The sequence below is a fragment of the Caldanaerovirga acetigignens genome (assembly GCF_900142995.1).
Lineage (GTDB): Bacteria > Bacillota > Thermosediminibacteria > Thermosediminibacterales > Thermosediminibacteraceae > Fervidicola > Fervidicola acetigignens.
In genome coordinates this window covers 52,629-65,292 of the sequence record NZ_FRCR01000003.1, presented here as the reverse complement: position 1 = coordinate 65,292, position 12,664 = coordinate 52,629, and the positions used below count along the sequence as shown (strand labels likewise).

Annotated in this window: 10 protein-coding genes and 7 tRNA genes; 15 read left to right on the top strand and 2 right to left on the bottom strand. The window is 45.2% G+C overall.

Annotated features, from left to right (window positions below; translation table 11 throughout):
* Positions 1-2: 2 nt before the first annotated feature.
* On the bottom strand, positions 3-1,574 hold the full coding sequence (serA, locus tag BUB66_RS03030; protein WP_073254461.1) for a phosphoglycerate dehydrogenase: 1,572 nt from the start codon (positions 1,572-1,574) through the stop codon (positions 3-5).
* Positions 1,575-1,578: 4 nt separating this feature from the next.
* Entirely contained in the window at positions 1,579-2,727 is a 1,149-nt protein-coding gene (locus BUB66_RS03025; protein WP_143156190.1) for a pyridoxal-phosphate-dependent aminotransferase family protein, read from the bottom strand.
* A 433-nt stretch (positions 2,728-3,160) separates the two neighbouring features.
* Here BUB66_RS03025 and BUB66_RS03020 point away from each other — a divergent pair, with 433 nt between their 5' ends.
* From BUB66_RS03020 to lonB, 15 genes are all read left to right on the top strand, one after another.
* A complete protein-coding gene (locus BUB66_RS03020) occupies positions 3,161-3,604 on the top strand; it encodes an ACT domain-containing protein (RefSeq protein ID WP_073254455.1) in 444 nt (147 codons plus the stop codon).
* A 33-nt stretch (positions 3,605-3,637) separates the two neighbouring features.
* Positions 3,638-4,930, top strand: coding sequence for a homoserine dehydrogenase (locus BUB66_RS03015; RefSeq protein WP_073254892.1), 1,293 nt, complete (start codon positions 3,638-3,640; stop codon positions 4,928-4,930).
* Positions 4,908-5,969, top strand: coding sequence for a threonine synthase (gene thrC / locus BUB66_RS03010; protein WP_073254452.1), 1,062 nt, complete (start codon positions 4,908-4,910; stop codon positions 5,967-5,969). Before BUB66_RS03015 ends, thrC begins: the two co-directional genes overlap by 23 nt.
* A 5-nt stretch (positions 5,970-5,974) precedes the next feature.
* Positions 5,975-6,865: a homoserine kinase gene (gene thrB / locus BUB66_RS03005; protein ID WP_073254449.1), complete on the top strand. Its 891-nt coding sequence runs from the start codon at positions 5,975-5,977 to the stop codon at positions 6,863-6,865.
* A gap of 91 nt (positions 6,866-6,956) precedes the next feature.
* Positions 6,957-7,033 (top strand) — tRNA-Pro (locus BUB66_RS03000).
* A gap of 5 nt (positions 7,034-7,038) precedes the next feature.
* Positions 7,039-7,114 (top strand) — tRNA-Gly (locus BUB66_RS02995).
* A gap of 3 nt (positions 7,115-7,117) precedes the next feature.
* Positions 7,118-7,194: transfer RNA gene (locus BUB66_RS02990), tRNA-Arg, on the top strand.
* A 10-nt stretch (positions 7,195-7,204) separates the two neighbouring features.
* Positions 7,205-7,281, top strand: a tRNA-His gene (locus BUB66_RS02985).
* 12 nt (positions 7,282-7,293) lie between these two features.
* Positions 7,294-7,367: transfer RNA gene (locus BUB66_RS02980), tRNA-Gln, on the top strand.
* 5 nt (positions 7,368-7,372) lie between these two features.
* A tRNA-Lys gene (locus BUB66_RS02975) sits at positions 7,373-7,448 on the top strand.
* Position 7,449: 1 nt separating this feature from the next.
* Positions 7,450-7,533 (top strand) — tRNA-Leu (locus BUB66_RS02970).
* Positions 7,534-7,648: 115 nt separating this feature from the next.
* Positions 7,649-8,986, top strand: a complete 1,338-nt coding sequence (gene tig / locus BUB66_RS02965; RefSeq protein WP_073254445.1) for a trigger factor — start codon at positions 7,649-7,651, stop codon at positions 8,984-8,986.
* 17 nt (positions 8,987-9,003) lie between these two features.
* Positions 9,004-9,606, top strand: coding sequence for an ATP-dependent Clp endopeptidase proteolytic subunit ClpP (gene clpP, locus BUB66_RS02960; protein ID WP_073254442.1), 603 nt, complete (start codon positions 9,004-9,006; stop codon positions 9,604-9,606).
* Positions 9,607-9,610: 4 nt separating this feature from the next.
* Positions 9,611-10,876, top strand: a complete 1,266-nt coding sequence (clpX, locus tag BUB66_RS02955; protein WP_073254439.1) for an ATP-dependent Clp protease ATP-binding subunit ClpX — start codon at positions 9,611-9,613, stop codon at positions 10,874-10,876.
* 104 nt (positions 10,877-10,980) lie between these two features.
* A complete protein-coding gene (gene lonB, locus BUB66_RS02950) occupies positions 10,981-12,648 on the top strand; it encodes an ATP-dependent protease LonB (protein WP_073254436.1) in 1,668 nt (555 codons plus the stop codon).
* Positions 12,649-12,664: the final 16 nt, after the last annotated feature.

The following is a 12,664-nucleotide window of genomic DNA, read 5'->3' as shown; positions in this document are numbered from 1 at the left end:
AATTACAGTTTCACGAATACAGCATCTTTGAGATCCTCGATGGCCTTGATCTCCTTCAGCACGCTTTCCGGGATTTCTTCGTCCACGCTGAGGGCCATTAAAGCGTCGCCACGGTATGATTTCCTCCCCAACTGCATTGCTGCTATATTTATATCGTTCTTTCCGAGGATGGTACCGACTTTTCCAACTATTCCCGGTTTGTCCTTGTGGTTTGTGATGAGGACGTACCCTTCGGGGATTAGGTCAATTTTATAATCGTCTATCTTTGTAATTCTGGGGCTATCCTTTTCTAAAACGTATCCCGAAATAATCCCTACCTCTTTATCTGTCGTAACCCTCATGGTTACTGTGCCGGGTGCGTCCTCATCTTCTTTTATTTTCTTTTCAGTTATCTTTATTCCTCTGTCTCTTGCTATTATCGGCGCGTTTATAAGGTTAGCAGGTATCTGCAAAATATTAGACAAAAGCCCTTTTATGCCTGCTGTAGTGACCAGTTTAACGTCCGTATTTGCGAGTCTGCCGCCGTAAATCATCTCCACTTCCTGTATCCTGCCGTTTTTAAGCTGGGTGTATAAACACCCCATTTTTTCCGCAAGCCTTATATAGGGCAAAATAAAGCTGTATTCTTCTGGCCTTACGGACACCATATTTACGGGATTTTTTACGATTTCGCCCTTCAAAGCCCTTATGATGTCTTTGGCTACTTCTTCGGCCACGACGATTTGGGCTTCTGCGGTGGAAGCGCCCAGGTGAGGAGTCGCAATTACGTTATCCAGACTTAAAAGCGGGTTGTCTTCCGGTGGTTCCTTTTCAAATACATCTAACGCGCAACCTGCCACCTTGCCCGAAACGAGGGCGTCGTAAAGCGCCTTTTCATCTATGATTCCACCCCTTGCACAGTTTATTATATATACTCCGTCTTTCATAATCTTGAATTGTTCTTCTCCGATCATCTGGCGCGTGGTTTTGGTGAGAGGAACGTGGAACGTTATGAAGTCAGAAGTGCGCAAAACTTCATTTAGATCTGTGAGCATAATATTAAGATTTTCCACATTTTCTCTAGCAATATATGGATCATACCCGACCACGTTCATGCCGAGGGCCAAAGCCCTTTTTGCTACTTCTTTTCCTATACGCCCGAGGCCCACGATGCCCAGGGTCTTGCCGGAAAGTTGAACTCCGGTGAATTTGTTTCTTTCCCATCTTCCTGACTTAAGACTTGTTACGGCCTGGGGAATTTTGCGAGCCATGGCGAACATCATGGCAATGGTATGCTCGCAGGCGGCGATGGTATTTCCCTCAGGGGCATTTACAACGAGTATTCCCTTCATCGTCGCGGCTTCCACATCTATGTTGTCGACGCCCACACCTGCTCTTCCTATGACCTTTAAGTTGCTGCAATCGATTATTTCCTTCGTAACTTTTGTCTGGCTCCTCACGACTAGGGCATCGTAATCTTTGATAATTTCCTTCAGTTGCTCTGAAGTCAAATCCGTCCTTACATCTACTTCAAATTCGGACTTCAGAATGTCAATGCCTTCCTTTGCGATTTTATCCGACACCAGCACCCTCATAATGTTATACCTCCACTCCCTCATTAAAAACTTTTTCGGCAGCTTTTACTCCCTTTCCAAAAAGCTCCTCATCTGCCAATATCATTTCTATGGCGGAGAGCACGTTTATAATATCTAGTTCATCCACGTAACCGACATGACCTATTCTTATGATTTTACCTTTTAGCTTTTCCTGTCCGCCTGCTACCGTTATGTTAAATCTATTTTTCAAAGCTTTAGAGAAATTGATTTTTCCCTGGAAGTCCGAGATGTCTACTGCAGTAACCGTCGGCGATGCCCAGGAATCTTGTGCAAAAAGCCTGAATCCCAGATTTTTAAGACCTTCTCTTAAAGCCTTTGCCAGTAATTTGTGCCTCATTATTATATTTTCAAGCCCCTCATCAAAAATCTGTTTTAACGACTCCTCAAGGGCATATACCAGCGAAACCGCGGGGGTGTATGGTGTTTCACCCTTTTCCAAGCTCTTTTTTGCATTTTTAAAGTTCCAGTAATATTTGGGCATCTTGGAATCCTCTACAGCTTTCCACGCTCTTTCACTCACTGAAACAAGCCCGAGGCCGGGAGGAATCATCAAAGCTTTCTGCGAACCTGCGACTACCACATCTATTTGCCATTCATCGGTGTTAAGTTCCACGGCTCCTAGAGAACTTATGGCATCAACTATCACGAGTGCAGGGTGGTCTCCAACAGCTTCTCTTAGGCTCTTAATATCGTTGAGGACGCCTGTAGATGTTTCGTTATGGGTAAATAGCACCCCTTTTATTTCTTTTTTAGTATCTTTTGAAATCCTTTCCCTCACTATTTCATAGGTCACTGGTCTTCCCCATTCGACCTTGATTCTTTCTACTCTTGCACCAAAAGCTTCGGCTATGTCTGCGAATCTGTCGCCGAAGACTCCGCAACTGAAAGAAACTATCAGATCTCCGGGAGAAAAGAGGTTTGCAATAGCTGCCTCCATTGCTCCCGTTCCTGCAGAAGGGAATACCAACACGTCATTTTTTGTTTGAAAAACCTCTTTTATCTCTTCCGAGACTTTTTTAAACAGCGAGGTAAACTCCTCGCCCCTGTGGTTGATCATGGGGGCCTGCATAGCCCTTAGAACCTGTTCAGGGACCTCGGTTGGACCTGGAATCCTTAGATGATGCTTTTTCATTATAAAGCGGCCTCCTTTTGAATTTTTTTATATTTTTATATACAAAAAACCGCCCCATGAAGGGGCGGTTTTGTCCGCGGTGCCACCCTAAGCAGCAAATTTAAGTCCAAAGACTCATTTTTGTAACGGGCATCGCCCGGCCTGGCTCATCGCCGGCAGCTCTGGGGCGGAAATAAAGGGTTCCTGCCGGTTTGCACCGACCACCGGCTCTCTAAAAGGAATTCCCTTTAATTTTCCCCTTCACGGCTTGTTTGCGCAACAAATAATTTTCTTCACATTTTAAAACAATTTAGCGAAGATGTCAACACTTAAAATTTTAAATTATCCAGCCCTAAGGGGTTGTTTTTTTAACTATTTTGCGGTATAATGTCTCCCATCGATGTAAAAATGTATTTTTTACAAAGACGCCTAAAACAAGGGAGGGGTCAATAATTTGACGGGAGGCAGGGGATTTTACATAGTCAAGGAGGAGATTTTGCCTGAGATATTAAAAAAGACGGTAAAGGCCAAAGAGCTTTTAAAAAACGGTAAGGCAAAGACGGTAAACGAGGCTACAAAAATGGTCGGTATGAGCCGAAGTGCCTATTACAAATACAAGGATTATGTATTCCCTTTTTATGAGGCCAGTATGGGCAAGATAATTACAATATCTTTAATTTTGGAGCATAAACCGGGGGTTTTGTCATCAATTTTGGATGAAATAGCAAAAGCTAGAGGAAACATACTTACGATAAATCAAAATATTCCCCTGCAGGGTCTTGCAAACGTGACAATTTCTTTTGATACTAGCCAGATGACGAGAAATGTCGAAGAAGTGCTTGAAATCGTAGAAAAAAAGCAGGGAGTGGCGAAGATAGAAGTATTAGCTCAAGAGTGATAAAAGCTAGGCTAAGGGGAGGGAAAAATCATGATTAATATTGGGATTTTGGGGCTTGGCACAGTCGGAACAGGTGTGGTGGAGCTTCTTGAGAATAACCGTAAAGTGATAAAGCAAAGATTGGGTGAAGAGGTAAACGTTAAAAAAATACTGGTAAGGGACCTTTCAAAGAAAAGGACTCCTTACGCAGATGGTAAATTGACCGTGCAGGCCGATGATATATTGGATGATGAACAAATAAACATAGTCGTCGAGGTTTTGGGAGGGGAAGAACCGGCACTGAGCTATATAAAAAAGGCTTTGCAAAATAAAAAACATGTGGTTACGGCGAACAAAGAGGTAATATCTAAGCATGGAAAAGAACTTTTCGAGCTTGCTGAAAAGTCAGGAGTAGGCCTTTACTTCGAGGCCAGTGTGGGTGGGGGAATTCCGATAATAAGGCCAATGAAGCATTGTTTGGCTGCCAACCGCATCCTGAGAATTTCTGGGATACTAAATGGCACCACAAATTACATTTTAACACAAATGCAGGAAAAGAGAAGGAATTTTGAAGATGCTTTGCGTGAAGCGCAGAGGCTTGGATATGCGGAAAGCGACCCTTCAGATGATATTAAGGGTTTCGATGCAGCAAGAAAGCTTGCAATACTTTCTTCAATAGCATTCAATACGCGTATAACTCCAGATAAAGTCTACGTCGAGGGCATAGAGAATATAGAGCTCGAAGATATAAAATATGCTGGTGAATTGGGGTACACGGTAAAATTAGTGGCATCGGCTCGGAAAGTGGGAAAAAGCGAAGTAGAAGTCTTGGTGGCGCCAACGATGCTCAGTAAAAATCACCCTTTGAGTGCCGTAAGGGATGTCTATAATGCCATTCTTGTCGAAGGAGATGCAGTGGGAGAAGTCATGTTTTTTGGTCAAGGGGCAGGGAAGATGCCGACAGCCAGTGCGGTAGTGGCAGATATAATGGATGCAGCTCGCGAAGGGAAAAGGAGAATCTATTGCACTTGTTACGATGAATTGAAAGTTATAGATGTAGGTTCGTCGACAAGCCGGTTTTACATCCGCTTGAAGGCAAAGGACAAGCCTGGAGTGCTTTCTAAGATTAGCGGAGCTTTTGGGAGGAATGATATAAGCCTCCACATGGTAATACAAAAAGATGTAAAAGGTGATGTAGCAGAAATAGTAACGGTAACTCATCAGGTTCATTTCAACAACCTTAAAAAAGCCATAAATGAGATAAGGGATTTGAAGGATGTTGAGAGGGTAATCAATGTCATAAGAGTGGAGGAGGTATCTTCTAATGGCGTACATGGGGATAATTAGTAGATATTTCGATTTATTGCCAGTTAAAAGGAAAGAGTGCATCGTTACTTTGAAGGAAGGAAATACGCCGCTTATAAGGGCATACAATTTAGAGAATTACCTAGGATTAAACTTTGAATTGCACTTGAAATACGAAGGCGTCAACCCCACAGGTTCTTTTAAAGACAGGGGTATGACAGTGGCGGTTTCAGCGGCTCTGGAAAAGGGGTCTACTGCGGTAATTTGCGCTTCTACCGGAAATACTTCCGCTTCTGCGGCAGCTTATGCGGCAAGAGCCGGTTTAAAATGCGTAGTCCTCATACCGAAAAATGCCATTGCCGTGGGAAAACTTGCTCAGGCCATAGCTTATGGAGCTAAAGTTGTGGCCGTAGAAGGGAATTTTGACGATGCTCTGAAGATAGTGAGGGAATTTTCCAAAAAGCATCCGGTAACCCTGGTCAATTCCATAAACCCCAACCGCATAGAAGGTCAGAAAACGGCGGCTTTCGAAATATGCGACGAATTTTCCGCTGCCCCCGACTACCTTGCGATTCCTGTCGGAAATGCTGGGAACATCACGGCGTACTGGAAGGGTTTTAGAGAATACCATTCCATTGGGAAGATATCGAAGTTACCGAAAATGCTGGGGTTTCAGGCGGCTGGAGCGGCGCCGATAGTAGAAAAAAGGGTGATAGAAAATCCTAAAACAATAGCAACTGCCATTAGAATAGGAAATCCAGCGAGTTGGAAGACCGCGGAAGCTGCTGTAACTGAATCCGGTGGGCTCATAGATAAGGTGACCGACGAAGAAATACTAAATGCGTATCACCTTTTGGCAGAAAAAGAAGGTATTTTCGCAGAGCCGGCTTCGGCGGCGTCGTTGGCTGGAGTCATAAAGCATTTTAAGATGGGGTATTTTAAAGAAAATTCAAAAGTTGTATGCGTTTTAACAGGGCACGGTTTGAAAGACCCGGACACTGCGATAAGAACGGGCGTTTCTCCAGAGGTCATTCCTCCGGAAATTCATGCTTTAGAAAGAGTAATATACGGCAGGGAGTGAAGAATTTGGTAAGAGTCAGAGTTCCAGCGAGCATAGCCAATTTCGGCCCCGGTTTTGACTGTATTGGGACGGCGGTGAATTTGTATAACTTCATCGAAATGGAATTTTCTGACATTCCCAAAATAGAAGTGTCGGGTGAGGGCAAGGGGAAAATATCCTTGGGGGAAGATAACCTGGTGTACAGAGCAGCCAGCACTATTTTAAAGAAAGTGAACATCGAAAAAAAACTTTATATAAGATTGAAAAATGAAATACCGCTTGCGAGGGGATTGGGAAGCAGCGCCGCGTGTATTGCCGGTGGCATGATTGCTGCAAACTTGCTTTTGGGAAGCCCGTTCAGCAGGGAAGAAATAATAAATTTTGCCACCGAAATGGAAGGGCACCCGGATAATGTGGTCGCTGCCATCTTAGGAGGATTTACCATATCAGTAAAAGTAAATGACAGGGTTTTATATAAAAAATTATCCATGCCGCCTGATTTGAAGTTCGTAGTGGCAATTCCAGAATTCGAACTTAAAACTGAAAGAGCAAGGCAAGTGATTCCCAAAAATGTGAGCTTGGAGGATGCAGTATTCAACATAGGCAGGATAGCGCTGCTTGTGGCGGGTATAAGCGAAAGAGACCTTTCCGTGCTTCAAGTAGCAACCCAGGATGTTCTACATCAGCCGTACCGAATGTCGCTTGTGCCCGGATTGGAGGAAATATTGGAAAAAGCGCCGAAAATGGGCATGCTTGGCTGCTTCTTGAGCGGTGCTGGTCCTTCGGTGGTGGGAGTTGTGCTGGAAGAAAAATCGAAGGAAACAGGCGAATTTATGGTTGGTGTTTTCAAAGAAAAAGGGATAAAATCGCAATATGTAATTTTGGAATCTTGCAATGATGGAACTATCATAACGTAAAGTGTTTGAAAAACAGCAGAGGATTGTGTTAAAATAATCTTGACTCGAAGGTTAAATTAATGTATACTATACAATGTCCTGAAGACCGTGGCGAGGCATGGCGCAGTTTGGTAGCGCACATGGTTTGGGACCATGGGGTCGGGGGTTCGAGTCCCTCTGCCTCGACCATGCGGGCGGGAATAGCTCAGGTGGTAGAGCACCAGCCTTCCAAGCTGGGTGCCGCGGGTTCGAGTCCCGTTTCCCGCTCCATTTGCGCCCGTAGCTCAGCAGGACAGAGCAACGGACTTCTAATCCGTGGGCCAGAGGTTCGAATCCTCTCGGGCGCACCATTTGTGCGTGGTGGATATAGTTCAGATGGTTAGAACGCCAGATTGTGGCTCTGGAGGTCGTGGGTTCGAATCCCACTATCCACCCCAATTATTTTTTGTTGGGGCGTAGCCAAGAGGTAAGGCACGGGACTTTGGATCCTGCATCGTAGGTTCGAATCCTACCGCCCCAGCCAGAGAAGGGCCATTAGCTCAGGCGGTAGAGCACCTGACTTTTAATCAGGGTGTCGGAGGTTCGAGTCCTCCATGGCTCACCATGCGGGCGTGGCGGAACTGGCAGACGCGACGGACTTAGGATCCGTTGGGTTTCCCGTGGAGGTTCAAATCCTCTCGCCCGCACCAAAATCTTTCGAAAAAAAGCCTCGGTATTCAAGCCGGGGTATTGTTTTATTATCTATTTTTTTATGCTATAATAAAATGGCAAAAAAGGTTTAGCGTGTTTGTGAGGAGGAGCATAATGAAAGTTAATGTGGAAAAAATAGAAAATAATGTGGCGACTTTGAAAATCGAAGTTGAAGCTGGAGAATTTGAAAAGGCTGTAGAGCAGTCTTACAGAAAAAATGTAAGAAGGTTCAACATTCCAGGTTTCAGGCGGGGCAAGGCCCCAAGGAGTCTAATTGAAAGGTATTACGGCCCCGAAGTTTTCTATGAAGATGCAGCGGAGATAGTGCTTTCCGAGGCCTACAAAAAAGGAGTAGAAGAAAACAGTTTGGAGCCGGTGGACCACCCGCATTTTGACATAGACAAAATAGGAAAGGATATAGGGGTTGTCGCTACTGCCAAAGTGACGGTAAAACCTGAAGTTAAGTTGGGACAGTACAGGGGTTTAGAAGTGGAAAAAATGGTGTACAATGTTACCGAGGAGGATGTGGAAAAAGAGCTAAAAGATTTGCAGGAGAAAAATTCGAGACTTGTGTCCGTAGAACGACCTGCACAAAAGGGCGATGTGGTGTTGGTTGACCTCGAGGGTTTCGCAAACGGGGAACCTTTAAAGGATGCGAAGGTACAAAATTACCCCCTGGAGTTAGGTTCGAAAGTTCTGGTAGAGGATTTGGAAGAGAAGATAATCGGAATGAAGCCTGGTGAGACCAAGGAGGTTGCGGTTACATATCCTGCTGAACATCCGAACAAGGACCTGGCGGGAAAGGAAGTACTCTTTAAAGTTTCGCTAAAAGAAGTTAAGGAAAAAGAACTTCCGCAGTTGGATGATGAGTTTGCAAAGGACGTAAGTGAATTCGAAACCTTGGAGGAATTAAAGCAGGATATTAAGAATAGATTGGAAGAAAGGGCAAAATCGCTTTCCGAAAGCTCTCTTAGAGGCGCCATCCTCAAAAAAGTTGTGGAACAGGCTGAGGTCGACATTCCGCAGGTAATGGTAGATAGAGAGATAGAAAGGTTAATTATGGATTTTGCTTTCCAACTCAGGTTAAGAGGATTGGATTTAAAACAGTATCTGGAGATTTCCAAGCTTTCGCCTGAAGAGTTCAAAGGGAGGTTCCAGGAAAGGGCCTACAACAACGTAAAGACATCGCTGGTCCTGGAGGCTTTGGCAAAAGCAGAAAATATACAAGTCACCGATGAAGAAGTGGAAGAAGAGCTGACCAAGTACGCCGAAGCAGCTCAGAAGTCTTTGGCTGAATATCAAAAGAATCTGAAAGAAGAAGACTTGGAGCACATAAAAGACCACATACTCACGAGGAAGATATTCGACTTTTTGATATCCCAGGCGAAGGTCAACGAGAAAGTCGTGGAGAACGTTTCCCAAGGCGAAGAGGATGAAGAAGAACAAGCTTGATAAGGAGGGGCAAATTGATGAATCTCGTTCCTATAGTGATAGAGCAGACGAATCGGGGGGAGAGGGCTTACGATATATATTCAAGGCTGCTCAAAGATAGGATAGTATTCATAGGAACTCCCATCGACGATACGGTGGCAAGCCTTGTGATAGCTCAGCTATTGTTTTTAGAATCGGAAGACCCTGACAAAGACATCTACCTTTACATCAACTCGCCAGGCGGTTCCGTGACGGCAGGCCTTGCCATATACGACACCATGCAGTACATCAAACCGGATGTGGCCACAATATGTATCGGCATGGCGGCCAGCATGGGTGCGGTGCTCCTTGCGGGAGGGGCTGAAGGCAAGCGCTATGCTCTGCCGAATTCCAGGATAATGATACACCAGCCGTGGGGAGGTGTGCAGGGCAAGGCTCTGGATATCGAGACCCAGGCTAAAGAAATATTGAGGTTGCGGGAGGTACTAAACGACATTTTGGTAAAGCACACCAGGCAGCCGCTTGAGAAAATCGAGCGGGACACGGAAAGGGACTTTTTCATGTCGGCATCAGAAGCGAAAGAATACGGGCTCATCGATGAGGTGATATACAAACGGGTGAAAGCCGAAGAAAAGAGGTGATATTATGTTTAAATTCAACGACGAAAAAGGCCAGTTGAAATGCTCCTTTTGCGGCAAAACCCAGGACCAGGTGAGAAAGCTGGTTGCAGGCCCCGGTGTATATATCTGCGACGAGTGCATTGAGCTTTGCAACGAGATAATAGAGGAAGAATTCAGCGAAGAGGCAGAAATGGATTTTAGCGATATACCAAAGCCTAGAGAAATAAAGGAAATTTTGGATCAATACGTCATAGGTCAGGAGCAGGCTAAAAAGATACTTTCGGTTGCGGTGTACAACCACTATAAACGCATAAACTCCAATGTAAAATCCGATGATGTGGAACTCCAAAAGAGCAACATAATAATGCTGGGGCCGACGGGTAGCGGCAAGACCCTGCTGGCCCAGACTCTTGCAAAAATTTTAAATGTGCCTTTTGCTATCGCAGATGCTACTTCTTTGACTGAGGCCGGTTACGTAGGTGAAGACGTGGAAAATATACTGTTGAAATTGATTCAAGCTGCCGATTACGATGTGGAAAAGGCTGAAAAGGGCATAGTGTACATCGACGAAATAGACAAGATTGCAAGGAAATCCGAAAATCCATCGATAACCAGAGACGTATCCGGAGAAGGAGTGCAGCAGGCGCTTTTGAAAATCCTTGAAGGGACCATAGCCAGCGTGCCGCCTCAGGGGGGACGCAAGCACCCGCATCAGGAATTTATCCAAATAGATACAACCAACATCCTGTTCATCTGCGGAGGTGCCTTCGAAGGAATAGAAAAAATTATAGCCAACCGCATCGGGAAAAAATCCATAGGCTTTGGCGCAGAGATCCGAAGCAAGGAAGAAAAAAACGTAGGTGAACTCCTGAGGCAAATAATGCCGGAAGACCTTTTGAAATTTGGAATGATACCGGAATTTGTAGGAAGGGTGCCTATCATTGTAACATTGGATGCCCTTGATGAACAGGCTCTCGTAAGGATCTTGAAAGAGCCGAAGAACGCACTCGTAAAACAATATCAGAAATTATTTGAAATGGACAACGTGCAGCTTGAATTTACCGATGAGGCTTTGCAGGTTATTGCACAAGAAGCCTTGCGGCGAAAGACCGGAGCTAGGGGCTTAAGGGCGATACTGGAAGAAGTGATGATGGACGTAATGTACGAGATACCTTCGAGAAACGACATCACAAAGTGCGTAATAACCAAAGATGTGGTGTTGAAGCGGGAAGAGCCGATTATCGTAACTTCCGACAGGAAAAAGACAAAGAAAAAAGAAGTGACGGCTTGATGTAAAAGTGCAGCAAAACGCTGCACTTTTTTACTACCCTTTCCAGGATAAATTGAGGGCTTGGGGTAATAATATAAAAAGCCGAATCTGGAAAGGGGGGAATTTTGACTGTGACGGTAAATATTTTGAGCTTGATCCAGATAGCCTTGGCCATCGTTGTAGGGCTTTACTTTATAAATATGATGAAAAATCAGCAAGGAAGCAGGATGGTGGTGGACCGGGAGTCTAAAAAGGAATTGGAAAAATTGAGGAAAATGAGGGAGATATCCCTTACCGAGCCACTGACGGAAAAGACACGCCCCACTAAGTTCGAGGATATAATTGGTCAGGAGGAAGGAATTAAAGCTTTACGGGCGGCACTATGTGGACCTAACCCCCAGCACGTTATAATTTACGGTCCTCCAGGCATAGGAAAGACCGCAGCGGCTCGCCTGGTTCTGGAAGAAGCTAAAAGGACGCCGGGTTCTCCTTTCGGGCCAGATGCGAAATTCGTAGAAGTTGATGCTACTATAGCAAGGTTCGATGAAAGGGGGATAGCCGACCCACTCATCGGCTCGGTGCACGACCCGATATACCAGGGAGCTGGTCCTTTAGGTATTGCGGGAATACCGCAACCCAAACCCGGAGCGGTGACTAAAGCTCACGGCGGGGTGCTTTTTATAGATGAAATAGGGGAATTACATCCGGTGCAGATGAATAAACTTTTAAAAGTGTTGGAAGATAGGAAGGTCTTTTTGGAGAGCGCGTACTACAACAGCGAAGACCCCAACATCCCCCTTTATATTCATGAAATTTTTCAAAAGGGTCTTCCGGCTGACTTCAGGCTGATAGGTGCTACCACTAGAATGCCTCAGGAAATCCCTCCGGCCATTCGCTCCCGCTGCGTGGAGATTTTTTTTAAGCCCCTCACTCCGGAAAATATCGGGAAGATTGCAAGAAATGCAGCTTACAAAATTTCCTTCGATATCGAAGAAAGGGCTGTAGAGACGATAAAAAAATACGCCACAAACGGGCGGGAAGCGGTCAATATACTGCAAATGGCAGCGGGACTCGCACAAATAGAAAAAAGAAAAAAGATAGAGGCCAAGGATGTGGAGTGGGTGGTAAACAGCGGCCAGTATTCGCCGCGTCCGGAAAAGAGGGTGCACTCCTGTCCACAGGTAGGATGTGCTAACGGCCTTGCCGTTTACGGTCCCAACATGGGCACTCTGATAGAAATAGAAGCCATAGCAATACCCGTGGAGAAAGGGAAGGGCAAGCTCACTGTAACGGGAATTATGGAAGAAGAGGAAATGGGAGGAGAAACGCACAAACTGAGGCGAAAGGCTACCGCAAGAGGAGCTGTGGATAACTGTCTGACTGTACTTAAAAAGTATCTCGGATTGAGGCCGGAAGATTTCGACATACACATTAATTTTCCTGGAGGTACTCCCATAGACGGGCCGTCGGCTGGAATTACGGTAGCTACGGCTATATACTCAGCCATAACCAATATTCCGGTGAATAATTTGGTGGCTATGACAGGAGAACTGTCCATTCGGGGTTATGTAAAGCCGGTAGGTGGAATCGTGGCGAAAATAGAAGCTGCAAAGAGGGCTGGTGCGACGACTGTAATAATACCCCGGGAAAATTGGCAGGACCTTTTCAAAACTTGGGATGTGCGGATTATAGCCGTGGACAGGGTAGAAGAAGTGATAGAATATGCCCTGGTGAATTCGGAAGAAGAGCCGAAGAATGACGAAAAAATGGCCTTTGCGTTCGGAAGGAATTAAAAAGATTTTATCGAAT